The sequence below is a fragment of the Bacillus sp. AR13-1 genome, assembly GCF_008042285.1.
GTDB classification, from domain to species: domain Bacteria; phylum Bacillota; class Bacilli; order Bacillales; family Bacillaceae_G; genus Bacillus_A; species Bacillus_A mycoides.
The window spans coordinates 69,201-93,251 of the sequence record NZ_QNUA01000050.1 but is presented as its reverse complement, the minus strand read 5'-3'; the positions used below and the strand labels follow the sequence as shown (position 1 = coordinate 93,251).

The 24,051-nt window shown below is 33.8% G+C and carries 24 protein-coding genes, 1 pseudogene and 1 riboswitch; of the genes and pseudogenes, 9 read left to right on the top strand and 16 right to left on the bottom strand.

The window, feature by feature from the left end; genetic code table 11:
* Window positions 1-52 precede the first annotated feature (52 nt).
* Window positions 53-760 (bottom strand): alpha/beta hydrolase family protein, encoded by a 708-nt coding sequence (locus DN408_RS28560; protein WP_002168106.1) that lies wholly within the window; start codon window positions 758-760, stop codon window positions 53-55.
* A gap of 320 nt (window positions 761-1,080) precedes the next feature.
* Here DN408_RS28560 and DN408_RS31675 point away from each other — a divergent pair, with 320 nt between their 5' ends.
* The gene (locus DN408_RS31675; RefSeq protein ID WP_000283272.1) at window positions 1,081-1,218 is read left to right on the top strand and encodes a hypothetical protein; all 138 of its coding nucleotides are present in this window, start codon (window positions 1,081-1,083) and stop codon (window positions 1,216-1,218) included.
* Between the two features lie 870 nt (window positions 1,219-2,088).
* Here DN408_RS31675 and DN408_RS28555 read toward each other — a convergent pair.
* The 9 genes from DN408_RS28555 to DN408_RS28515 all read right to left on the bottom strand — a co-directional run bounded on the left by DN408_RS28555 (window position 2,089) and on the right by DN408_RS28515 (window position 9,892).
* The gene (locus DN408_RS28555; protein WP_033734115.1) at window positions 2,089-3,090 is read right to left on the bottom strand and encodes a sensor histidine kinase; all 1,002 of its coding nucleotides are present in this window, start codon (window positions 3,088-3,090) and stop codon (window positions 2,089-2,091) included.
* Entirely contained in the window at window positions 3,087-3,758 is a 672-nt protein-coding gene (locus DN408_RS28550) for a response regulator transcription factor (protein WP_078179244.1), read from the bottom strand. The genes DN408_RS28555 and DN408_RS28550 overlap by 4 nt, the downstream gene beginning before the upstream one ends.
* A 34-nt stretch (window positions 3,759-3,792) precedes the next feature.
* On the bottom strand, window positions 3,793-4,779 hold the full coding sequence (locus DN408_RS28545; protein WP_003190124.1) for an alpha/beta fold hydrolase: 987 nt from the start codon (window positions 4,777-4,779) through the stop codon (window positions 3,793-3,795).
* Window positions 4,780-4,886: 107 nt separating this feature from the next.
* Entirely contained in the window at window positions 4,887-5,711 is an 825-nt protein-coding gene (locus DN408_RS28540) for a DUF2785 domain-containing protein (RefSeq protein WP_016127204.1), read from the bottom strand.
* A 274-nt stretch (window positions 5,712-5,985) separates the two neighbouring features.
* Window positions 5,986-6,528 (bottom strand): GrpB family protein, encoded by a 543-nt coding sequence (locus DN408_RS28535; protein WP_078178854.1) that lies wholly within the window; start codon window positions 6,526-6,528, stop codon window positions 5,986-5,988.
* 43 nt (window positions 6,529-6,571) lie between these two features.
* On the bottom strand, window positions 6,572-7,240 hold the full coding sequence (locus DN408_RS28530) for an AAA family ATPase (RefSeq protein WP_016127206.1): 669 nt from the start codon (window positions 7,238-7,240) through the stop codon (window positions 6,572-6,574).
* 144 nt (window positions 7,241-7,384) lie between these two features.
* Window positions 7,385-8,128 (bottom strand): metallophosphoesterase family protein, encoded by a 744-nt coding sequence (locus tag DN408_RS28525; protein WP_002013591.1) that lies wholly within the window; start codon window positions 8,126-8,128, stop codon window positions 7,385-7,387.
* Window positions 8,129-8,141: 13 nt separating this feature from the next.
* Entirely contained in the window at window positions 8,142-9,080 is a 939-nt protein-coding gene (locus tag DN408_RS28520) for an aminoglycoside phosphotransferase family protein (protein WP_078178855.1), read from the bottom strand.
* A 14-nt stretch (window positions 9,081-9,094) separates the two neighbouring features.
* Window positions 9,095-9,892 (bottom strand): VOC family protein, encoded by a 798-nt coding sequence (locus tag DN408_RS28515; RefSeq protein ID WP_059038078.1) that lies wholly within the window; start codon window positions 9,890-9,892, stop codon window positions 9,095-9,097.
* Between the two features lie 207 nt (window positions 9,893-10,099).
* Here DN408_RS28515 and DN408_RS28510 point away from each other — a divergent pair, with 207 nt between their 5' ends.
* Complete coding sequence (locus DN408_RS28510; RefSeq protein WP_002127976.1) at window positions 10,100-11,002, top strand: sulfite exporter TauE/SafE family protein; 903 nt, start codon at window positions 10,100-10,102, stop codon at window positions 11,000-11,002.
* 40 nt (window positions 11,003-11,042) lie between these two features.
* Here the strand turns inward: DN408_RS28510 and DN408_RS28505 are convergent, their stop codons facing one another.
* On the bottom strand, window positions 11,043-11,492 hold the full coding sequence (locus tag DN408_RS28505; protein ID WP_002127978.1) for a GNAT family N-acetyltransferase: 450 nt from the start codon (window positions 11,490-11,492) through the stop codon (window positions 11,043-11,045).
* 383 nt (window positions 11,493-11,875) lie between these two features.
* A riboswitch (Lysine riboswitch) is annotated at window positions 11,876-12,068 on the top strand.
* 112 nt (window positions 12,069-12,180) lie between these two features.
* Between DN408_RS28505 and DN408_RS28500 the strand changes: the two genes are divergently transcribed.
* The 3 genes from DN408_RS28500 (at window position 12,181) to DN408_RS28490 (ending at window position 14,871) form a co-directional block, all read left to right on the top strand.
* Window positions 12,181-13,647 carry an amino acid permease gene (locus DN408_RS28500; RefSeq protein ID WP_050000600.1) on the top strand — a complete coding sequence of 489 codons (1,467 nt, stop codon included), beginning with the start codon at window positions 12,181-12,183 and terminating at the stop codon, window positions 13,645-13,647.
* Window positions 13,648-13,761: 114 nt separating this feature from the next.
* Window positions 13,762-14,067: an iron-sulfur cluster biosynthesis family protein gene (locus DN408_RS28495; RefSeq protein ID WP_002127979.1), complete on the top strand. Its 306-nt coding sequence runs from the start codon at window positions 13,762-13,764 to the stop codon at window positions 14,065-14,067.
* Window positions 14,068-14,100: 33 nt separating this feature from the next.
* Window positions 14,101-14,871, top strand: coding sequence for a DNA alkylation repair protein (locus DN408_RS28490; protein WP_016127208.1), 771 nt, complete (start codon window positions 14,101-14,103; stop codon window positions 14,869-14,871).
* Window positions 14,872-14,968: 97 nt separating this feature from the next.
* Here the strand turns inward: DN408_RS28490 and DN408_RS28485 are convergent, their stop codons facing one another.
* On the bottom strand, window positions 14,969-15,460 hold the full coding sequence (locus tag DN408_RS28485) for a DUF2716 domain-containing protein (RefSeq protein WP_002165521.1): 492 nt from the start codon (window positions 15,458-15,460) through the stop codon (window positions 14,969-14,971).
* 196 nt (window positions 15,461-15,656) lie between these two features.
* On the opposite strand from DN408_RS28485, the gene DN408_RS28480 reads away from it, so the two are divergent.
* Window positions 15,657-16,421, top strand: a complete 765-nt coding sequence (locus DN408_RS28480) for a class I SAM-dependent methyltransferase (RefSeq protein WP_002127984.1) — start codon at window positions 15,657-15,659, stop codon at window positions 16,419-16,421.
* 82 nt (window positions 16,422-16,503) lie between these two features.
* Here DN408_RS28480 and DN408_RS28475 read toward each other — a convergent pair whose 3' ends face one another.
* Entirely contained in the window at window positions 16,504-17,028 is a 525-nt protein-coding gene (locus DN408_RS28475; protein ID WP_002127986.1) for an NUDIX hydrolase, read from the bottom strand.
* Window positions 17,029-17,210: 182 nt separating this feature from the next.
* Here DN408_RS28475 and DN408_RS28465 point away from each other — a divergent pair, with 182 nt between their 5' ends.
* A complete protein-coding gene (locus DN408_RS28465; RefSeq protein ID WP_078178857.1) occupies window positions 17,211-17,834 on the top strand; it encodes a cephalosporin hydroxylase family protein in 624 nt (207 codons plus the stop codon).
* A 33-nt stretch (window positions 17,835-17,867) separates the two neighbouring features.
* Here DN408_RS28465 and lepB read toward each other — a convergent pair.
* The 3 genes and pseudogenes from lepB to DN408_RS28450 form a co-directional block, all read right to left on the bottom strand.
* A pseudogene (gene lepB / locus DN408_RS28460) lies at window positions 17,868-18,389 on the bottom strand (signal peptidase I).
* 110 nt (window positions 18,390-18,499) lie between these two features.
* Window positions 18,500-20,656, bottom strand: a complete 2,157-nt coding sequence (locus DN408_RS28455) for a peptidoglycan D,D-transpeptidase FtsI family protein (RefSeq protein WP_179957918.1) — start codon at window positions 20,654-20,656, stop codon at window positions 18,500-18,502.
* Window positions 20,657-20,913: 257 nt separating this feature from the next.
* On the bottom strand, window positions 20,914-21,642 hold the full coding sequence (locus DN408_RS28450; RefSeq protein ID WP_002127990.1) for an NAD-dependent protein deacylase: 729 nt from the start codon (window positions 21,640-21,642) through the stop codon (window positions 20,914-20,916).
* A 41-nt stretch (window positions 21,643-21,683) separates the two neighbouring features.
* On the opposite strand from DN408_RS28450, the gene DN408_RS28445 reads away from it, so the two are divergent.
* A complete protein-coding gene (locus tag DN408_RS28445) occupies window positions 21,684-21,962 on the top strand; it encodes a DNA cytosine methyltransferase (protein ID WP_033708078.1) in 279 nt (92 codons plus the stop codon).
* Window positions 21,963-22,186: 224 nt separating this feature from the next.
* A complete protein-coding gene (locus DN408_RS28440; protein ID WP_002127991.1) occupies window positions 22,187-23,674 on the top strand; it encodes a peptide MFS transporter in 1,488 nt (495 codons plus the stop codon).
* Window positions 23,675-24,051: the final 377 nt, after the last annotated feature.

The following is a 24,051-nucleotide window of genomic DNA, read 5'->3' as shown; positions in this document are numbered from 1 at the left end:
GATCAATTGTTTTTTCAGATACATAGTCCTAATCTTTATCAAACGTCTCTTATTATTGTATATTCTTTAATAAGAATTCTGTAATCTCTTCATTTAGTTCATGATGGAAATATTCTCGATTAAAACCAGGTGGATCTTGCGACGGAAGAAAAGACGCATTCGTCATTTCTTTTGGAAACGGGCTAAGAAACGAAAAATGTCCTGCGTTCTCAACTATTTTATGTTGAATTTTAGTACTGTCAGTTATCCCGTTCAATATAATTTCCGCATGAAAATAAGGTGTAAATCGATTTTTCTCCCCAACAAGCATCAAAATAGGGATGTTTATGCCTTCCAAAGCCCCTTTTGTTTTAAACCAAACTGAAGCTGGCGCTAAAAGAACTAAAGATTTTATTCTGTAATCAGGTGTAACATTGATAAGATGAGATTTCTCATCAAAAGACTCATAAGGGAAAGAGGTTGATATTCCTCCTGATGCTGCTAATGCTGTGTATCCTCCCATAGAATGTCCGATGACTGAAACAGAATCAGGTTTTAAAACCTTTGTAAAATCTTCACTATTAAAGAACCAATCAATCGCCATAGAAATATGTTTTGGCCTAATAGTTAGATTATCGACTGTACCTTCTACTGTATTGTCGTTTCGATTATTGAATGGATGCTCAAGCATTTCCACAACAAATCCGTTACGAGCCAAGTGACGAGCAATCGTTCGATAAACTAATGGTGAACCACCAGTGCCATGAGATATTAAGACCAATGATACTTTAAATACATTTTTACTTTATTTGGATATGTACAATTACATAAAATTATGTATAATTTCGTCTAAAAAAGTCTTTCCATGTCGATTTATGTAGATTAAACTTTAAATATAATAGTTTAATGTTTTTGCTTCACCCTCTTCATAGGAGAAATGAAGGGTTGTTGTCATTTTCGTAATAGTAAGCGCTTATAAAATGTCCAATCATTTCGATATGTAATATTTCATAAAACATTGTTGGTTTATTTTTTAAAATATTCAGGGAAAATAGACGGAATTCAACAGAATAATTTATCAGACAGGGAGAAAATGATCGTATGTATCCAAAATTTATTGATAAAATAGCGTTTTCGAAGGCGCATAAAGAGTTATTAATTAAACTATATAATAAAGAAATTTCAAGAAGCGAGTATAATCAATTGGTAGATGCTTTTTATCGTCCACAACAAAAGTAAATATGAAGTACGTGTTTATTGTTTTATGTCTTTTGTAGAAACAAAGTTCGTTTTTATCATTTTTGGGACAAGCTCTTCTGCTAGGTTGATGGGCATGTGGAGGTACCCCTACTTCAAAATGTTATCTCCAACTTTTTGACACATTGTTTTTCATAGAAATCACGCCACTTCAAAAGGTGTACCCTTTGATACGAAAATAATTCACATTAAATTATTGTAATTTTATATAAATTGTTTAAAATATAACATATATATATCAATGTTATTCAATTGACTTTATAGGATCCACAATGGTGATATTCAGTCTTTGTACAATTGGATTATTAAGTAATATAGTGAAAATAATGAATGGCACAGCGAAAATATTTAACTATGTATTATTTGTATTTATCTTATCAGCAATAATTTATTATTTATAAACTTCTTATCAAGATGGAAGTGCTCTTTTCTAGTCTAATAAAAGTAATATATCGTTTTATTGCAACAAAACTTGAAGAAAGAAATCTTCTCGAAAAGACAGAAGTACTGTATAAATTCCAAAGCACTCGGCAGAAATCAACATTCTATTTTAACAGCAATCTTATTTAGTCTGAAATTTCAATTTAACTACAAAAACGATCCTTTTTGTAGGAACCTACAGAAAAGATCGTTTTTTTAATTCTTATTCTTTGCTGAAATGCTCATTTATGATGGGATCGAGTGATGGACCAAATATTCCCCCTTTTTTAAAACCTACGCGATTTCTTCAAAGTTTCCAATATATCATCTGTAAAGGCAGTATCCCCCTCTGCTTCAGTAAAAAGGTTTGGGTTCCGTAACGACATGATAGGCGTTATTAATAAAACTTAAACTAGAAATTCAAAATGAAATTTATATATTTTTTTGAGTGTTCTTAAAAGAAAGCATCGTCCCCTCACTATTTGATTGTAAAGTGTATTTTATATTGAACATCTTTGATATATCTTCAATATTTTTTAATCCTATTCCCGTTCCTTTGACATTTATATCAAAGCCAATTCCATTATCTCTAAAGGAAACAATATCTTCATCTATAATGATTTTGAGTTTTTTAGCTTGTGAATGTTTAAGCACATTTTGAAAAATATTATCGAATAGCCTTTGAATCCATAACTCATTACTATCCCATATCAACTCTTTATCTTGTGGATTATATACTAATTCAATTTTATGAATGCTATACAAATAGCTCCATTTTTTCATCATATTTTCTATTAAATTATGTATATTCACTTCATCGTTCACAATATAAGTATTCTCTAAGGTCTCTGTAGATTGAATATTAAATTCGTTAGTTAAATTACTTATATATTGTATCTGCTCATACAGTGATTCAAGTACTGGTGCTTGTTCCTCGTACTCACCTTCTAAATAATATAATTGTAATCTAACCGCAGTTAAGGGTGTATTAATATCATGCCGTAATTTATTTAATAGTTCTTTTTTTATTTGTTCCTGTTGTTGTAGTTCTAATTCTCGATAAGTCGTTCTTTCTATAAGCAAGTTTACTGATTTAATCAGTTCCCCCATCTCATCATCGATTTTGACATCTATTATATTAGGGATTTTTTTATCACTTGCTAAATCTCGAATCGTTTGATTTAATACATTAATTTTATTTAATAATGAGTTAATCGATTTTGAAAATAAAAAAGCTAATACTAATAGTGATAATAAAAATATGATTAACATAGTAGGATATGCAAAGGATTCGTGAAAAGGAATGTTTTTGTTTTTAGTTTTAAAGACAACATTATAAATAACTGATACAAAGATACTAATCGACAACAATAACAGTGGTACGCTAACAATAGCGGAGAATAGTAGTAACTGATATTTCTTCTTTAATTTCATTTCTTCATAAAGGTATTTAATCTATACCCTTCTCCATATATGTTCTGAATAATGTTACCTGTTTTATCATCGATTTTGGTCCTGATTTTCTTTATATGTACGTTCATGATATTTTGATTTCTATCTTCGAGTTGCCATAAGTAATCAAAGAAGTGTTCTTTTGTTAGAATTCTATCCCTATTTTCATACAAATAGAAAAATATTTTACGCTCAATCGCTGTAAACACAACTTCATCACGCAAACCATTAATGCAAACCCTTTTATATTCTGCATCTATAAATAAATGTTTAATTTGCGTGAAAGTACCATATTGATTATCTAACATTTTCTGAATTCTTAACAATAATTCTCGAGGATCAAAAGGTTTTATCATGTATTCTTCTCCAATGATAAGACCTTTTAGTTTACTATCCATATCATTCCGAGCTGATAGAAATATGATTGGAATATTTAATCCTAGATTTTTTATTTTCTTTGTAATTTGATAACCATCTTCACCTGGTAACATAACATCCATTATGACTAAATCTATTTCATGAATTACATCAAGAACATTCTTTCCTTCTTTCTCCCAATACACTTTATACTTCTCACGCTGCAAAATTTTTTGTAATAAATCTCCTATCATCAAATCATCTTCAACAATTAATATGTTATATTCTTTCATTATGTAGACCTTCCATCACTAAAATAACAATAGCTTAGTTCTTCACTACTTTATTATTAATAAAATCCGTAGCAAGTTTGTATATTTCATCAGGAGCGTGTAAATAAATACTATGTGTACTTTCAATTTTTTTCACATCAGCTATCAATAACTTGCTAGCAAACTCCTCATAATCTCTGTTTTTTTGCTTTGTATATTTCGAGTTTTTATTTTCCCTAGCAATCGCATCTATAAATAAAATTGGTGTTTCTTTTGGGAATGATAAGGAATTAGATTTGTTACTGTTATTGTAACTTTGTAAAAGTTCTTGCTTCATATCATCATTAAAAGCTTGTTTATATGAGAGCGCTTTATAAATATTTTTTTCCTGTTCGGTTAAAAAGGATTGCTGAATTACTTCGGGATTATAAGTAATAGAAGGAACTAATCGCTGAAAACCAATTTTCGTTAAAATATTCATTCCTTTTATTCTTAATGAATCAACCTCGTCTATTTTATGAGTTACGTACTGATTAGGTAAACCAATATCTAACGCAATAATCCCTTTTACTTCACTTGGGTATTTTTGTGCCCAATAAATAGCCTCTATACCCGATAGAGAGTGTGGCACTAAAATATAGGGAGGTTTATTTCCACTTCTAATAAGCGCTTTTCTCGTTTGTTCTAATATCTTATCAATATCTCTATCATCATGAAAAACATCACTGTATCCATAACCAGCTCTCTCAATTACAGAAATCTTGTTTTCTTTCGAAAATTTACTATATAGGCCTTTCAATTCATAAACAGGAGCGGCAATTCCAGATCCGGCCATAAATACAAACGTATCCTTCCCGCTCCCCTCATTATAAACATTCACATTTTTATTATTGAAATTAACAAGTTCACCTTCATTATTAATTAATTTCGATTCCATTCTTAATTGATAGTTATGATATATAAATACAGCGCCTATTCCAAGAAAAATAATGCTAATACACACAAAAAATATAATCTTTCCTATCTTCAATAATTTTTTCATTTGACACCCCTTTCAACTTATACTGAAAGGGTACAATGTAAAAATAAATTTCTAATAAATTTTTGAAAATTATTATTTTCTCTTTGTTTCTAAAGTATTGGTCATTTTTAATACCTACGCAATTTCTCCAAAGTCTCCAATATATCATCTATAAAGGCAGTAGCGCCCTCTTTCTCTAAAGCTCTGAAATATAAACTTCTTAAGAAAGCTCTAATATTTTGTACTAAAATATCATGTTGAGGATGTGGGATATCTTCAACAATTGCTATACTATGTAGCCAATTGCTCCACTCTTCTTCAGTTAAAATATTTTGGTTACGCAACGACATAATTGGCGTTACTAATCTCTCATCCTCAAAGTGTATGTATACGTAGTCATTCAATCGAATCTTCTGACGAACAGCAGCTAGTATTGCATATGAAAACTCACGATTTTGTATTGTACGTGCTAAAGCATCTAGTGCATCTGCCGCATGTGCAGTAGAATGCGCCCAGCCTTTTCCTTCTACGTAACCCCTTACATCTTCTTCTAAATAGACATATTCCAGAACTTGTTCTGCTACACTGTACAGTTGTTCTTCAGATAACAATGGTTCTCTTTCATGAACAGATAAAATAAGTGGTGGAATTAAAACAGAGAACGCACGTTTAAAAACAGAATCTGTGCCCTTTTCACCAATTTTATAAAATAAATAATCAGGACTAATTGCTTGTAACATTAATCCTCGTAATTCTTTTTGTCTAAATACATCATTTGTAATCCATTTGTGAAGCGTACTATAAATCAAATCATCACGTAATTCAGCATCAGGTGATCCGATATAATCTAACATCCACTGTGCATATGGATATGCGTCTACGTCTTCTGGCACAGCATAATTATTATTTTGAATTTGTTGTAATTCTTCTTTTAGTTCTAGCACTTCTGTCATTATATTCCCTGTCCCCTTTTTACGTTTTTTAACTTATTTTCGCCTTATCCCCTGTAATTCCCCTCATAAATTAAGTCGACTTTTAATATAGTTTTAGTCCCTATCTTTCTATGAACTTGATTCAATTATATAAATTTCTCCCGAGAAATAAAAGGAAATACATTGGAACACCAAAGCTTCTCACTTTGTTTACATGCATTTCATGTAAGTTTAGGCTATAAAATAAAGTATTTTTTTCATTTATATTCAAACGCAGTTACAATCAAAAATTAAATCATTTTAGAACTTGTTTAATAAATTCTGTTTTAGCTTTTGTGTATGCTTCTCTATCTTGGTTAAACTTTTTTGCTAACTCTTGCTTTAGATTTGAATAATCATAAACTAATTGTGGATTTTCTCGTAAGCGGTTACGAAATAAAAGTTGTTGCTCCCATCGTTCAGTTCCTTTAACCATCAAATGCAGATGAGCTACACGCCTATTATTCTTCACTTTCACAAAGAACCTTCTCCAAGGTCTTTCATCTAATTCCGGGCCTACATAATGCCAATCATATATAGCCAATTTTGCTGAAATATCGAGCACTCTATCAAATGAGTCTGTTTCAGCCATTAGATCAATGATAGGTTTTGCAGGTAAACCAGGTATGGATGTACTTCCTATATGTATTACTTTGCTAATACCGAGAGGAGTAAGCAGTTCATAAAGTTGCCGTTCTTCATATCGGCCTTTATCTTGCCAATCAGGATTTGCATTAACTATCTCTACTGACTCATTCGCCCATACAGGCCAATCGTTCGGATTATCTTCTTTATCCACCCGACGCATCCCCTTTCACGAACTTTTTGTTATATAAAAGATTTTAAATTCCTTTAAATACAACTACCGGATCATCAAAATTACTATTCTGAAATATAACATTTGCACATTCTTTCGCATTATGCTCATCTATATACATCTTACAAGCCGCATGATATCTGTTTATAAACATTTTCTCTGCTTCTTCATAACTTCCAAAAGCCTCAGTCTCGCGCTCTGCACCACGTTTTCTCGCAATCTCAAAATCTGTATCTATGAAAATTTTATAGTCAAATAGATACTCAATTTCTTTTTTCAATAAAAATGTTCCATCTACTATTAGCACCATATTTGGCGAGGCCACTAGCGGCGTATTATGTACAGGGATGTCCGTTATTAAGTTATGAGAAATCGTTTCATACTGTAAATTCCCGTTAGGTCCTAAAGGTTTTAATAGCCTTTCTTTGAAAGCTGTATAATCGTGTGCATCTTCATAATACCCTCTTGCTGATTCTTTGCCTTGTGTATAGCGAATCACTCTAGGGTTATGAAAATCGTCAATGCTGGCGCGTATTACTTGTACTCCCCGATTTTTCATTTCCTCTGCCAGTTCGTTTGCAAATGTTGTCTTTCCTGAAGCTGTAATACCACTCACTCCAACTCTTGTTGGATGAGTTAAATTTAAATTTAAAATATGATCAGCAATTTCTTTCATGTATTGTTTTCGGAGCATGACATTCCCTCCTGTATATTGTTTACATAATATAATTGCAGTAAATTAAATTCATCGCTATTTGTTGGTAAATCGATATATTTAAAAAAATCGTTGATATATTTTAAGTTATGATAGATATATTTTTATTGATTTATATTTTCCTTATTTCCCCTTAAACCCTCGATATAAAGCCGTCCGTAACTCTTGTTTGTATTCTTCAATTTCTGGCATATCGAGTTCTTCTGCTAGTCTGATGGCTAGTTCAATATCATATGGTACACGTACGAGTTGAATGGAAAAGCTTGCTGCTTCTTTTTCATTGTATGTTCCTTCAAAAATTAAATAGGAAGCTTGTGTAATTTCAAGTGGATTACCTACACTACCAGCATTACATAACGTTTTCCCTCTAAAATTTTGCACATACGCCTGATGAACGTCACCGTAACAAACGACATCTGGTTTTCTTTCCCCTTCTATATTCTCTGTGAGCTCACTATTTTCGAACATACTAATACGCTCTTCTCTTGTTGCATGTGGTTGAATTCTTTCATACAAACTTCTCGGTGAAGCGTGGAACATACGAATCAGTTTCCCACTCATATAAAACTCGATTGAAAATGGTAAGCTTCTTAAATACTCATTTTGTTCTTCTGACAATTGTTTTTGATGCCATTTTAACGCTTCAAATTCAGTCGGTTTTGTAATGAAATCATCCCAGTTTCCCATTACGGTTCCTTCACATTCTTTACGAACGATTTCAATTACTTCGCTAGAATGCGGACCTTTTCCTACTAAATCTCCAAGACAAATAATACGTTCAATTCCTCTTAATTTAATATCTTTCAGTACTGATTCTAATGCCGGAATATTACCATGTATATCTGAAATTACCGCAATTTTATCCAAATGAATCCCTCCGTTATTTATTGTTTATTATATCCTCATGTTGTAATTGATACCATTTTGGAATATAAGATGAAAAATGATTATGATCTTCTATAATTCGGTTCAATCTTTCTTTCATATCCTCTACTAAATGTGGTGTAGTTCGGTTTGTCCATACGATATCCGCTGGGAATGTCATCGCTGCATATAATGAATACAGTTTCCAAAAGTGGATTGACGGATCGCCTCCGCAATAACCGTGAACTTGTCCAACCGCAAATGGTTTGCTTATTCTTGTAGTAAAAATCGCTACGTTATAAAAATCGTGTATTGGATCGCCAAAATCATATCCACTAAAATCGATAACGATAAATTCATTATTATGAATCATACTATTTGCTGGGTGGTAATCATCGTGTAAAAATGTGATAGGCCGATTTTTCAATAAGTCTTTATGATTTTCTACAAAGGTTAATACTGGCTTCAAATCCAGAAAATTCACCTCATAATCTGCTAATGCCTCTATGTACCTTTCATACTTATTCCACCTAAATATTTCCCATTTATTACTTGCACTTTCTCTTTCTATCGAGTGAATTCTCTTTAATATTTCCCCTGCTTTTCTTCCTGCATTATACTGTTCTTCCACCGATAGCTTGCTTAAGCTCTCTTGACCATTTACACCTTGGGTCCATTCAAATACTTGAACACATTTATTTAATCCCTCAAGTTTTATGAAATGAATTAACTTCGGCGTTGGAATATGTAATAACTCCAATTGTTTCATATACATATATTCTTCTTGTTTTCGTTCATAATTAGAAGAATCACACACTTTTACAAAATAAGTTTCTCGATTCTCTAGGTCAATTTTATACTTCTCTTCATGTGAAAAACCTTTTGTAATAGCTGTACATTTTACAATACGTGACCACTCTAGTTTTCTTTCTATCTCTCTTAACATTTCTTCCACAAAACTCACCTCTATTAATATACGAACAAACTACCTAACACTTCATACTCTCGTTTATTTTCCCCTTTAAACTCCACTGCAAATGGATATTCGCCATGATGCTTCAAACGTTCTAGTACTAGCCCTTCTCCAACTGGTTCACAAAACTGCACATGAACATCACCAAACGATACACTTTGACACTCAGCATTCCATTCTTCATTTTGTATGATTGAATTTGCAGTTAGCTCCATTACTTCTTTCCATTTCCGCACTGTTTCTCGAACATTTTTCACCGTATAATGAATCGTTTCAATTTCTTGTACTTTATTTTTATGTTCAGTGATCGTCCCTATTTTACGTAAATCGTTTCTTCTTTCTTCATCCGTTTCATTCCACTGTATAAAGAATGGTAATTTCGGTCCATTCTCTTCTTGCTTTACAAATAACATTTTCCATTCTAAAAGCCGGCCATCTTTTCTCATCCGTTTCCCTTCAAATGGTCCTATCATATGTAAGCCGTGCTTACTAAATTTAACTGCTAGTTCTTCAATTGCATCTGTTCGAATTGCGATTTGTAGCATCCCTTCTCCATTTTTTAATTTCACCACTGTTTCTTGTACTAATGGATTTTCTGCTTCTTTCGCTTTTTCTTCATGCTGAACTGCTAAAAATTCTATATATGATAAATCAAAATAACATAAACTATTCCAAGTACCCCAAGTCGTATGCTCACCGCCTAATGCAGTATGAAATCCATGCTCCTGCATTTGTTTTGTTGCTTCCTCCGGTGTACAATGCACTGCGTGAACGAGATGATCAAATGCTAACATAGTCTTTCTCCCCTTTCTCTCCATCCTTTTATTGTATATTTTATTTTTCTTTCGTTCAATTCAAAAAACTTTAAAACCCAGTTGATTTATACGATTAATGTGTATTATAATAAAACAAATTTAATTATTGCTGATTGGAAAAACCAAAGGCACTTTTCTCATACGGGAAAAGTGTCTTTTTCATTTATTATTACAGGGGGATTATTTATGCAGAAATTAATTGTCTTTGCTATTATTGGATTTTTCGCTCAATTGATTGATGGCGCACTTGGTATGGCGTACGGGGTAACGTCTACCTCACTATTATTAATGTTTGGTATCGCACCAGCTGTAGCTTCCGCATCAGTTCATTTAGCTGAAGTCGTTACAACCGCCGCTTCTGGTGCATCTCATATCAAATTTGGAAACGTTGATAAATATACAGTTTCCAGACTTACATTACCAGGAGCAATTGGCGCATTTATTGGGGCATGTTTTTTAAGCAATTTACCTGGTGATGTAATTAAACCGTACATTTCCATATTTTTATTTACTTTAGGGGTTTATATTTTATTACGATTCATCATTCAAAAACAAATTGTTTCTTCAAATAAGCGTATGTCTGCTAAACAACTTGTACCACTTGGCTTATTCGCTGGATTCGTCGATTCAACTGGCGGCGGTGGTTGGGGGCCGATTACGACACCTGTTCTTCTTGCAAGAGGAAATGAAGCTAGAAAAGTTATTGGATCTGTAGATACGAGTGAATTTCCTGTTTCACTCGCTGCAACGATTGGCTTTTTCATTTCACTTGGCTGGGAACAAGTAAGCTGGGTTTGGGTATTTGCCCTCATGCTTGGTGGTATTGTTGCCGCACCAATCGCCGCATGGTTAGTACGCATCGTTCCTTCTCATTTACTTGGCGTACTCGTTGGCGGACTTATTATCTTTACGAATATACGTACACTGCTTACTACATTTAAAGTAGATCCAACTATTATTTCACTTTCTTACGTTGCAGTTGGTCTTGTCGTTATTATATCTATTTTTATTGCTGTTCGTAATCATTCCAATCGTTCTAACGTATCGACAGCCGGCTATCCGAAAGATCAAAAACAAATGCTACCATAATTAATAATAATACCGCCCGATTTACTTCGAGCGGTATTTTTTATTTTTCTATTTTCCAATTGACCATCGTTTCAGTACTATTTACTCTTTTCATATGTAATTTCTCTAAGACACGAATAGAGCTATAATTATCAAGGAGTGTCTCCGCTATAATCGTTTCCACTTCCCCTGTTTGAAAAGCCCATTTCATTAATTCACTAACTGCTTCTGTTGCATACCCTTTATTCCAATATTTCTCAATAAATCCGTAACCAATTTCTACCGTATGTTGCTCATTCGGTTTCCCTTTAAATCCTATATCACCTAGAACAACATCATCCTCTTTCCGAATAACATACCACGGTCCCCACGGTAATGAAGCCGCATCTCGTTTCATATTTTCTATATGTCCTACAATATGCGGACCACTATTGTATCCTTGATTATCCGCAATTTGAATCCATTCTTCTGTACACGGTACTATATATAATCTTTCCGTTTCTAATTTCATAATGATATCCCCTTTTCAATTAAACAATACCTCAATTTTATCAGAAATAAAAAGAATATTCATTCTATTTATCGAATTTATACTTATTCTTTGAAACGAATTTAAGGAATAATCCTCTTCTGATAGTTATGTCGAATTATATTTTCTGAATTTTCTTTTAATTTTAAAGGGTTTTCAATATTTTTTGCGAAACATTTGTATAACAATTTTTTCTTTGCTTATTGCTACATAATAGTAGGTTCGGGTGGAGTTTTGCAAGCGTTTCCTATACAATAACCGATATTTTTTGACTTTTCCTAACAAAATTCCTTGCAATATATTCAGAAAGTCATTACAATTGCCATATATTAAATATCTTAGCAATATATAAATCCTCATCAATCCGATGAGGTAGAGGTTGCGACTTTTAAAAGTAAAATGGACGAGACACAGCGAATGTCACTGACTCCGTTTGAAAGGAAAAGTTGCCGAAGTTTATATTTCTTCTCTGGAAATATGAGCTGGGGCTGTCTCCGAAAGGAACAGAACTGTCACGTTTACAAAATTACCGTGTAAACGTGGTGTGCTATCTTAACGGAAGGGTATGATGGGGTGGTTATTTGTGAAACGTTCCGCCTAATTCCTTTGGCGGTTTTTTGTATTTTTCTCCCCCGCTCCTTCCTAACCTACAAGAAAAGGAGTGTTGAACATGAATAGCGCAACAAATCAATCTACCTCTAAAACGCAAACTACACAAGGACAAGGTGAATTAAAACGCGGATTAAAATCTCGTCACCTTACGATGATTTCTCTCGGTGGTACAATCGGTACCGGATTATTTCTTGCCAGTGGTGGTGTTATCCATTCAGCTGGTCCTGGCGGTGCATTAGTCGCATATGCCGCAATTGGAATTATGGTTTATTTTTTAATGACAAGCTTAGCAGAACTCGCGGCTTACATGCCTGTTACTGGATCTTTTAGTACTTATGCAACAAAATTTGTTGATCCATCACTTGGTTTTGCACTTGGATGGAACTATTGGTATAACTGGGCGATTACGATTGCAGCTGAACTAGCGGCCGTAACATTAATTATGAAATTTTGGTTCCCAGATACCCCTTCTCTTATTTGGAGTGGACTTTGTTTAGCTATTATTTTTCTCTTAAACTATTTATCTGTTAAAGGTTTTGGTGAATCTGAATATTGGTTCGCACTTATTAAAGTAGTTACTATTATTATCTTTTTAATTGTCGGTTTTATGATGATTTTTGGAATTATGGGCAGCGAATCTGTTGGCTTTAAAAACTTCACTGTTGCAGATGCACCATTTAATGGCGGCATCATGGCAATTATCGGTGTATTTATGGCTGCTGGTTTCTCATTCCAAGGAACTGAATTATTAGGAGTAGCTGCTGGTGAAACTGCTGATCCAGAACGCAATATTCCGAAAGCAATTCGTTCTATCTTTTGGCGCATTTTATTATTCTATATTTTAGCAATTCTCGTTATCGGTTTATTAATTCCTTATACGACTGAAAGCCTTGCAGCAAGTGATGTTACAGTAAGTCCATTTACACTTGTATTTGAAAAAGCGGGCGTTGCCTTCGCTGCTTCTGTTATGAACGCTGTTATTTTAACTGCAGTACTTTCTGCTGGTAACTCTGGAATGTATGCATCAACTCGTATGCTTTGGGATTTAGCTCGCCAAGGAAAAGCACCAAAGTTCTTAGGGAAATTAGATAGCCGCGGTGTACCTGTTAACGCATTAATCGCAACATCAGTAGTTGGTAGCGTCGCTTTCATCGCTTCTTTATTCGGTGACGGTGTTGTATACATTTGGTTATTAAATGCTTCAGGGATGTCAGGATTTATTGCTTGGGTAGGGATTGCTATTAGTCATTACCGTTTCCGTAAAGCCTATATTGCACAAGGGAAAGATTTGAAAGATTTACCATATCAAGCGAAATGGTTCCCGTTCGGTCCAATCTTTGCATTTACACTTTGTGTTATTGTTATTTTAGGTCAAAACTACGGAGCATTTACAGGAGCATCTATCGACTGGAACGGTGTACTCGTTTCTTACATCGGTTTACCACTCTTCTTAGTACTATGGTTAGGTTATAAATTTACTAAGAAAACGAAAGTCATTCCACTTGATAAATGTGAACTGAAATAAAGTAAAACGAGCAAACAAAATTGTTTGCTCGTTTTTTTAATGCAATGCTTCTCCCTTCCCTATTTCTCCTGTTTTTGCAATAATAGAGGAAATATAAATAAAGGTTGGGATTACATGAACATTCGTATTACTGATGAAGCAAAAGCAGCTATACATAGACTAGTACGTGAAGACAAAAAGATCATTCGCATTAGAGGAACTATGACAAACTCTTGCAGTATTTTCGTTGATGTCGATTTAATTTGGGATACATATAATGCGGATGATGTTGTATATGAAGATGCGGAGCTTATCGTACAAATGGATTCATTCACGACAGATTACACTGGTGATACGGTGAAACTTGATTATAAGACGACAGGTTTTAGTATTACGACTCCTAGTGAGACTTTGGTGTATGGATTGTCGATTAAAAAATAAACATTGTTTTTATCCGACCAATGGGGTGAAAAAATGGGCAAATATGTTCCGTTAAAATTTTTATTTAACAAAGAATTAGCAGAAAAAATGGCTGATTCTATTTGTAAACACGATCCTAATTTCTCTAAAAGAAACTTTGTATCTACCGTAACATATAAAGTTGAAAATTTAGAGTTAAAGCAACGTATAGAAGTAATAGCAGATGAATTACACAATGCATTACAAAAAGATTTTAATGAAGCAATACATATATTACTGAAAACATTAGGACCAGAAAATACAACAGAAGTCGGCACATTTACAAAGGGTTATATGTATATGCCTATCGCAAAATACGTTGAAAAATATGGGCTTAACGATTTTGACTCCTCATTCAACGCAATGTATGAAATAACAAAAAGAAATACTGCTGAATATGCCATTCGTCCTTATCTTGAAAAATACCATGAAGAAACCTTGGACATATTGCAGCAATGGTTACGTGATGAAAACAGCCACATTAGAAGATTAGCTTCAGAAGGTACTAGGCCAAGACTTCCTTGGGCAAAAAAAATAGGAGCTTTGAAAGGTGACTTCAGAAATAATTTAAAGCTTCTTGAGCCATTAATGAATGACCCTTCTAATTATGTTCAAAAATCTGTAGCCAATCACATTAATGATATTACGAAAGAAGATAAAGAACTCGTTTTTCGATGGTTGCGAGAATTACTCGATAAAAACCATCCTGTTAATCCTTGGATTATGAAACATGGATTAAGAACGGTGATAAAAAATGGCACTTTACCAAAAGATTTTTATTTTTAAGTATTTGTAAAGAAAGCAACAATCTATATGAAAACAGCTAATAATAAAAACGTTTATACTTCATTTGGAAGTATAAACGTTTTTTCTCTTTTAAACATTAACCCTGCCTTAAAATCTTATGAAACATTTCCGGTTTATGTTGATCAAAAGCATCTATTAATTCTTTTCCAAATATCGTTATACTCTCCTCCCACGGATGCCCTAAATACCCCCACTTAAAGTCCTTCTGAATAAAGAAATAGTAATCTCCAGTTGGAAAAATCGGGATTGTCCACTCATCAAATTCATTTCTATCGAACTTTAAATGTGAATTTACCCAGTAACATTCATGTTGCCAATCAAGTGCCATTATATATTCATTCGATACTGTATTCTCTTTAAAAACTAGTAATGCTTTTTCTTCCAGATCGTCATATACATTTAAATCTACCGATTCTCCAAAGTAATGAGAAATATCATATGTTATAAAAGGACTTGGCACCTTAAATGATGGGAATATAGACATACTTGGTGAAAACTCAAAATCACTATATACCCTATCCCATATTCGGTCGTACTCTTTGTCTGTAAACTCAATCCAATTCTTCATTAAATATCTACCTTCCCTTTATAGTTCAAAGGATTTTCACTCGATTATCCCGAATATATAAATAATTATTCTCGCAAGGAGCGAATTTGTATGAATCTATTCGAACACGAAACGTAAAACCTCTTCATCTTTACAAGAGGTCCTCCATTTCTCTGTTCTTACTATATCATTCATTAACGAAATAGGAGGACATATTATGAAACGTGATCCATTATTTTCAGCACTATTAGAAAGTGCAAAGACTAACTTTAGCGGCTGGGATTTTTCTTTCATTTCAGAAACTGGCCGTATGAATAGCGAGCCCCTATCATGGTCATACGGTAGCACTGCTTTCCAGCTTATGCAACGTGCAAAATCAATGCTAGATATGGGGACTGGTGGCGGAGAGTTTTTATCTATGTTACAACCGTTCCCGTCAACTATTTATGCGACTGAGGGCTATGCTCCGAATGTCCCAATTGCACGAAAGAAATTAGAACCTTTAGGAGTTATAGTCGTAGAAGTGACTGATGATACTGCTTTACCATTTCAAGATGGTCAGTTTGATTTAATTGTGAATCAACATGAATCCTATTCTGCTTCTGAAGTGAAAAGAAGTCTTTCCACCAATGGAACATTTCTTACACAACAAGTCGGTGGTCTTGATTGTGCGGAACTGAATGAGCAGTTTGGCACACCGCTGAATAGCGAATTTTCAAGTTGGTCACTCGAAACGGCATGTAGTGAATTGAGAAAAAGCGGATTTACAATTTTAGAAGCGAAGGAAGAGTTCCCTCTTCAGCGTTTTTATGATGTCGGTTCTGTTGTCTATTACTTGCAAGCAATTCCGTGGCAAATTCCTGAATTTACAGTAGACAGCTATACCGAGGAATTGTATCGTATACATGAAATCATCTTGCAAAAAGGATATTTCGATGTGAAGCAACACCGCTTTATTATTAAAGCAAATTATGAAGAGTAAAATTTGAATTAGCATTCCCTACAAAAAAGCCAAGTCCCAATAAAGGACTTGGCTTTTTCTTATTATTTTAACGCATCTTATCCTATTGAGAAATGAGATGTTTTTCATATCGTTTTTTCGTATCATCTTCTGTCAAAAGTGTAGTTGTGTAATCAATAATATTCCGGTTATCATATGTGAATGTATGCTCTAAATTGTTTTCTTCTTTTAATACTCTTGGTAAATATCTTTGCAAATTGCTAACTACACCTCTATTATCACCATCTAATATCCAATCAATTGACTTCCATTCTAATATACCTTCATCTGTGCTTACTGGCGTATCAATATGTACTCCATCTGGTAAATCAGTAAGGAATACATACATTCCCTCACTACCCAAAGGTTCGTCTTTAACTTGAAACATAACATTCCCTTTATACGTTACACTTGGAAGCTCTATTCCCGTTTCCTCAAACGTTTCTCTAATAACTCCTTCGTATGGCGTTTCATACTCTTCTATTTTCCCTCCGACACCATTCCACATTCCCATTGTCGGCTTTTTGTTTCTATTTAATAGCAGTATATTATCTCCTTTTCTAATGAAGCAAATTGTGTACTTATACATACGATCATTTCCTTTCATTTACATCTTCTTTTATAAGCAATTCATTTTCCACATGTGTTATTTGACTTATTTTCACGTGAAAACACTCGCCTTATAATCCCTTACCACATAATATATAGTACAACTTTCATACGTAAACTCTTTACGTATGAAAGAATCCTTTTTAGAAAGGAGAATTCAAAATCGATAACATTAGTAGCGAATTTCTAAAACAATATTACGACAGCAACGTTTGGTTACATGGTACACACTGGTTCGGGGTTCCAATCTGCAAACTTCCTTCTGATCTCTTTTTGTATCAAGAAATATTATACGAATTAAAGCCTGATTTAATTATTGAATGCGGAACTTTTTACGGTGGTAGTGCACTGTTTTTAGCTTCTATGTTAGATTTAATTGGAAAAGGTCACGTACTTACTATCGATATAACTCCGCAACCAAATCGGCCATCCCATAATCGAATTACGTATTTAACAGCTTCATCTGTTTCTGTACAGGCCGTCCAATCAATATTAAGTATGCGCAAACCTGATGATGTGATTTTAGTTATTTTAGATTCTGATCATAGTAAAGAACATGTATCGAAAGAACTCTTACTTTATAAATCTATTGTAACCACTGGCAGTTACATTATTGTAGAAGATACAAGTATTAACGGAAATCCTCTCCTTCCTGATTGGGGCCCTGGCCCAATGGAAGCTGTGGAAGAGTTTTTAACTAAAAATAGCAATTTCATAATCGATGAATCTAAACATAAGTTTTTCATATCATTTAATCCAAAAGGTTTTTTAAAGAAGATAAAGTGAAACTTTAATAAGTGGGTTTTTGTGAATCCCCACTTATTTTATGATTTTCATTTTCGAAAAAGGATAGTACACAAATTTCACTTTTCCTATTATATTATCTTCTTCAATATATCCTAAACCATTTCGACTATCCTTACTTTGTTCACGATTGTCTCCCATTACAAATAACTTATTTGGCGGAATCTTTGTCTTTTGAAAATTATAAAACACTTGTGTATTGTTATATAAATCTTTATTTATATAAGGTTCATCTTGCTTTTTGTCATTTACGTATACAGTTCCATTCGTTATGTTAATTATGTCACCAGGAAGCCCTATTACACGTTTCACATAATATTTCGACTCATCCTCTTCCTTAATAATGACGATTTCTCCATGCTGTAAGCTAGAAAAGTGTACAGCGGCTTTATTTACAAATACGTAGTCTTCTTCATGTAAAGTTGGCTACATTGATTTTCCTTCCACCTTACATAAAGTAAAAGACTGGTACGCTCCTACTAGGACAAATATAAATAGTATGTACTTTCCCCAACCTCTCTTAATCTCCTCTTTCATATCCATTCCCACCTTATCAAAACACTTTTCAACTCAAAAATATATCACTGCACCTGTTCATTTGCGCAGTGATATGCTACAATTTGAAGTTTTTATTGTGCCTTACTCGGCTATTGTGCTACTGGGACTGGACTTGCACCCGATCTCTGCGTTTTTAAGTCAAAATATGCATCCAAAACCTCTTTACCAATTGCAGAATTAATACCTGATTTATCATTATTTACCCATGGCACAACAACAGAAAAAGCAACTTCCGGATCAGCATCATATGGCGCATACCCGGCGAGAGTTAAATTATAACATTTTTTTCGATAGTTGTTTTCATCTCTTCCAATATCACTTTCTCCACCGTACACTGTTTCTGCTGTTCCTGTTTTCCCAGCCGGTTTATACGGTAAACCTTTAAAAGTTCCAGCACCGGTCCCATCTACCTCTTGGAAAACTCTTCTAAACCCTTCTTTCACATGATTTATATATGAAAGATCCATATCCACTCGATTTAACACGACTGGTTCCATCGATTGCATAACTTTCCCGACTTCCTCTGGTCTATTCGGTTGCTCTCTAATTTCTTGTACAATTTGTGGTTTCATTCGGTAACCACCATTTGCAATCGTTGACATATATTGCGCAAGCTGAAGCGGCGTATATGTATCATATTGTCCAATGGCATAGTCAAGTAAAAAACCAGGTATATTATCTGTTCTACCCATTTGACCAATCGATTCATTTGGAAGGTCAATACCGGTTGGTACACCTAAACCAAATTGTCTAAAGTAATAGCGCATTTTATTGAATGTTTCTTGCCTAATATCTAACGGATTGTTTGGTACATAATCAATCCCCGCAATCTTTAACGCCGTATTAAACATGTAGACATTGGATGAAACTTGCAATGCTCTTAAATCATCAATATCTCCAAAGTCTTTCCACGATTTCTTCGGCTTCGAACTTCCTTTAAAGTACATTGGTGCATCCAAGAAATGCGTATATGGCTTAATCGCTTCTGTTTGATATCCCGCTAATACCGTAGCTCCTTTCACCGTTGATCCTAACTCGTAAGAACTTATCATCGTTCCTAAAGCGTAGTCTTCTATTTGCATCCCGCCATCTTTATTTACAATTTTCTTTCCTGCTAATGATAGAATTTGACCATTTTTCGGATTCATCATAACGACGAATGCACGATCCATCATCGGTTCAGAAGAATGAAATGCCCTTAAATTCCTTTCAAGACTTTCCTCCACCTTTTTCTGTAAATCCATATCAACTGTTAACATTAAATTATTTCCACTTTTTCCTTTTGTCACTTTTTCAGTCCGAATAATATTTCCAGCTTTATCCGTAATATTTTTAGACTGTTCTTTCGTTCCATGTAACACATCTTCGTATTGTTTTTCGATGTAACTCTTACCAATACGATCATTTCGGTTATAATCTCGCACTAAATAATAGTCTAATTGCTCCCTTGGTAATCCCTCATTCTCAGTAGAAACACTACCAAGTACAGAACGTAGTATTTTGTCATTTGGATATTCGCGCTCCCAATCCACAGTCGTATCTACGCCTGGCAAGCTCGATAATCCTTCACTCACTACTGCATATTCATTTTGACTTACATCTTTTTTGACGATTTGTGGCGTCATTTTATATCCCGCATTCATTTTGCTTTTAATTGCTAGTACTTCTATATCCTCTTTCGAAAGCTCGTTTAATTCTTCTTGTGTAATTCTTTCTCGTCTCAACTCTTCTACTTTCTTATCTAAGTCTTTCTCTTCTATTTCCTGTTTCCTAAATTTACTCTCATCTTCTTTCGTTACTTTTGTTGCTGCACGTTTTTCATTTAACTGCATCCAAAAGTCTTTTTTATCTGTCTCTGTTAACTTGTCCATATCTTCTTGCGGCATTTCAATTAGCTTTGCTAAATTTCTTGCCACTATTAAAACCTCTTTTGAGTCCACTCCTTTCATCTTCGTATATGTAACAGTTCGTAACGGTTTATTATTTACAATAACTTTCCCTTCCCGGTCAAACATCTTCCCTCTCGGAACTGGAGTACTCACCGTTACATCTTCCTTTTTATTCACTTCATTTCGATACGTTTCTCCGTCGATGATTTGTACTTTACCTAATTGAATAATAATAGCTGAAAATAAAAGAAAAACGATAAAAAATAGTACATTTAACCGAAATGGAATATGAGTCTTTTTCTTTTTCGACTGTTTCTGTTTCTCCTTTTTCTGTCTCATTTTGCTCCCTCGCTTCATTCTATTAACATTTCTCTACATAGAACATACGTTCACTACAGTGCAATCAAATACATCATTATGTATCAAATTTAATTTTATGATATATATAGAATTTTATATTAATTACAAAAGAAATAAAAGATTTAATTTTCAGTTTTTGTATTTCATATCCTATTTATTACCATTCCCCTTAATACGCAATAACATGAATATAATTCATACAAAAAAACTGAGGTGGACATCATCCACCTCAGTTTCTTTACGAAAACAAAAACTTATTTAATCGAAGATAACCCTTTGGCAAATTCACCAATCTTATTTTGAAAAATAAAATCAAAATTGTATTCTTGTCCCGTTAATTCTTCATTTACTAAAATTGTTGTTGCGCCTACTTCCCTCTTTGCGATTTCTGGGAATGACGCGACAGGCTGTACTTTGAGTGACGTCCCCATTACAAGAAGTACATCTGTTTCATATAAACGTTTGATCGCATTTTGATACTGAGGTAACGTATCTCCGTATAAAACAACATCTGGATTTAGTATGAAATTACACTTCTCACAACGCGGCACTTCATGATCAATCATATATTGTAAATCATACCCCGTTTTACACTTTGGACAATGCGCTGTTTGCAGTGTTCCATGTAAATCAATTACATGTTTACTACCACCTACTTGATGTAAACCATCAATATTTTGCGTTAAAATCGTTATGTCTTTTCCTTGTTCTTCTATCTCTGCTAAAAAGCGATGCCCAAGATTTGGTTTATATTGATGAAACGTATTAATTTGAAAGATTTCTTTATAATGCTTCCAAAACTCTTTCGGATTTCTATTATAATAGCCTCTCGACAAATACATCTCTATATTCGCATCAGCATATAATCCATTTGCTGAACGAAAATCAGGGATTCCACTTTCCGTACTTGCACCAGCCCCTGTTAACACTGTAATTTTCTTTGCTTTTTCTAATATCGAACGTACTTCCTCATATTGCTGCACAAAAATCACCTCTATGTATTTTCCTATACTTATTATACCAGTTGTTTACAGTAGGTGTTGTACAATTCGGTTTACTTACTACGTTGCATTATCTAAACCCAAACCAATTTAATGGTGTAAGAAAGTTATATTGGGATCAACCATCCTACACTATCACTTCTCATATTGCAAAGGATGGTAGAGAGTTTATTCATCCACAAGAAAATAGAAGGTTAACCGTTCGAGAATGCTTAAGATTAATGAGTGTTCCAGATACATACGTTATTCCGCCTCATATACCATTAAATCAACAATATACACTTATTTTAGTAATGGCGTAGCATTCTTAATAGCTAAAGCACTCTCACAATCAATTCTGGATTGTTTAGAGGTAGATTCAGTGAAAGGTGTGTCTAATGAGTAAATGACGATTTTTCAATTCATTTAGAAAGCAGCCAGAAGGCTGCTTTTCTTCATCGACGGGCTTAGATAGTTATGGACTACTGGGAACCTCTTAAGTTATACTTGTATAATATAAAAATTAATAAGGGGTAATATTAACATTATGAAAGAAAAAAACGAACTTGTTCAAAGTATTCCTCAAACAGGATTTTTTGGGCATCCAAAAGGATTATTCTCTTTATTCTTTACTGAGTTTTGGGAAAGGTTTTCTCATTACGGGATGAGAGCTATTTTACTGTATTATATGTACTATTCGGTCTCAAAAGGTGGATTAGGAATTGATCAATCTACCGCAACCTCGATAATGGCAATTTACGGTTCCTTACTGTTCATGTCTAGTATTATCGGTGGATGGATATCCGATCGTTTATTTGGTCCAAGTAAAACCGTATTCTTTGGTGGCGTTTTAATTATGATTGGCCATCTTATTTTAGCTTTACCGGGTAGTAAAAGTGCGTTATTTATCTCTATGGTCTTCTTAGTTCTAGGAACAGGGTTGTTAAAGCCTAACATATCGAACATCGTAGGAAGTTTATACAGTGAAACAGATGCGCGTCGTGACTCAGGGTTCAGTATATTCTACATGGGTATTAACTTAGGTGCCTTACTTGCACCTTTAGTTGTCGGAACATTAGGTCAGCAATATAATTTCCACCTTGGTTTTGGAGTTGCGGCAATTGGTATGGCAATTGGGTTAGGGGTATTTGTTGGAACAAAAAAGAAAAACCTTGGTCTAATCGGTACACAAGTACCTAATCCATTATCAGATTCGGAAAGAAAAAAGACTATTAAGTATTTCAGTGTTGGTCTGGTTGTATTAATATTGCTAGGTGTGGTTACAATTCCAACTGGGTTGTTAACTATAAATCGTTTTACATTCCTGATTAGTATCTTAGGGATTGTTATTCCAGCCTATTATTTCATTTATATGTATCGTAGTCCTAAAACAACAAAAATAGAGCAATCTCGTCTTCTTGCGTATATACCACTCTTTATTGCAGCTACAATATTTTGGTCTATACAAGAACAAGGTGCTATTATCTTAGCGACATACGCGGATCAACGAACTCAATTACAGTTCAATGGAATTACATTGCATTCCGCTTGGTTCCAATCATTAAGTCCAATCTTTATCGTAACGCTTGCACCGATTTTTGCATGGATTTGGATAAAGTTAGGCAAGAAGCAGCCTTCAACGGCAAAAAAATTCGCTATTGGATTGCTATTTGCAGGTTTATCATTCTTAGTTATGATTATTCCGGCTTTAATCAACGGTACTCACTCTTTAGTGAACCCTATGTGGTTAGTCCTTAGCTTCTTTTTAATTGTAATTGGAGAAGTTTGTTTATCTCCTTCAGGGTTATCAATAACGACGAAGCTGGCTCCAGCTGCTTTCTCTTCGCAAACCATGAGCTTATGGTTCTTATCAACTGCGTCTGCGCAAGCAATAAATGCCCAAGTTGTTAAACTGTATAATCCTGCAACAGAATCAATTTACTTTGGTGTTATTGGTGCTATCTCCATTTTAGTTAGCATCCTGCTGTTTGCATTATCATCAAAAATCCAAAGTTTCATGAAGGGACTTCAATAACGGTCTCTTATTGAAATAAACAAATACAAGTTTCTATGTGAAGAGTAGCCAAACGGGTTACTCTTTTTTGTAAAGGTTAGATAAATATTGCATTCTTACCGTACTTATATTTAAATTTATCAGTTTTGAAAAATCATAGTACAATTAACAATTCTGATGATTATCTCTTACCCAGTTATACTTTACTAATGGAAAAAATTCACTCTGTTTGTTTTACATAAAAATGGTGTGATATTTTTATCACACCATTTTAAAATCATTACTTTGTATATCTTTGAGTTTATCAGAACTTAACTTTTTATCCATTCATATAGACGAAAATTCTACATCATTAAGAAACTATTTAAAAAGTTGCCTTTTATTTGGAACAATTCCAT

Bases quoted from the DNA above. Each gene is read 5' to 3' on its own strand.
- DN408_RS31675 (WP_000283272.1), top strand. From the start codon at position 1,081: ATGTATCCAAAATTTATTGATAAAATAGCGTTTTCGAAGGCGCATAAA.
- DN408_RS28555 (WP_033734115.1), bottom strand. From the start codon at position 3,090: ATGAAATTAAAGAAGAAATATCAGTTACTACTATTCTCCGCTATTGTT.
- DN408_RS28550 (WP_078179244.1), bottom strand. From the start codon at position 3,758: ATGAAAGAATATAACATATTAATTGTTGAAGATGATTTGATGATAGGA.
- DN408_RS28545 (WP_003190124.1), bottom strand. From the start codon at position 4,779: ATGAAAAAATTATTGAAGATAGGAAAGATTATATTTTTTGTGTGTATT.
- DN408_RS28540 (WP_016127204.1), bottom strand. From the start codon at position 5,711: ATGACAGAAGTGCTAGAACTAAAAGAAGAATTACAACAAATTCAAAAT.
- DN408_RS28530 (WP_016127206.1), bottom strand. From the start codon at position 7,240: ATGCTCCGAAAACAATACATGAAAGAAATTGCTGATCATATTTTAAAT.
- DN408_RS28515 (WP_059038078.1), bottom strand. From the start codon at position 9,892: ATGTTAGCATTTGATCATCTCGTTCACGCAGTGCATTGTACACCGGAG.
- DN408_RS28510 (WP_002127976.1), top strand. From the start codon at position 10,100: ATGCAGAAATTAATTGTCTTTGCTATTATTGGATTTTTCGCTCAATTG.
- DN408_RS28505 (WP_002127978.1), bottom strand. From the start codon at position 11,492: ATGAAATTAGAAACGGAAAGATTATATATAGTACCGTGTACAGAAGAA.
- DN408_RS28500 (WP_050000600.1), top strand. From the start codon at position 12,181: ATGAATAGCGCAACAAATCAATCTACCTCTAAAACGCAAACTACACAA.
- DN408_RS28495 (WP_002127979.1), top strand. From the start codon at position 13,762: ATGAACATTCGTATTACTGATGAAGCAAAAGCAGCTATACATAGACTA.
- DN408_RS28490 (WP_016127208.1), top strand. From the start codon at position 14,101: ATGGGCAAATATGTTCCGTTAAAATTTTTATTTAACAAAGAATTAGCA.
- DN408_RS28485 (WP_002165521.1), bottom strand. From the start codon at position 15,460: ATGAAGAATTGGATTGAGTTTACAGACAAAGAGTACGACCGAATATGG.
- DN408_RS28480 (WP_002127984.1), top strand. From the start codon at position 15,657: ATGAAACGTGATCCATTATTTTCAGCACTATTAGAAAGTGCAAAGACT.
- DN408_RS28475 (WP_002127986.1), bottom strand. From the start codon at position 17,028: ATGTATAAGTACACAATTTGCTTCATTAGAAAAGGAGATAATATACTG.
- DN408_RS28455 (WP_179957918.1), bottom strand. From the start codon at position 20,656: ATGAAGCGAGGGAGCAAAATGAGACAGAAAAAGGAGAAACAGAAACAG.
- DN408_RS28440 (WP_002127991.1), top strand. From the start codon at position 22,187: ATGAAAGAAAAAAACGAACTTGTTCAAAGTATTCCTCAAACAGGATTT.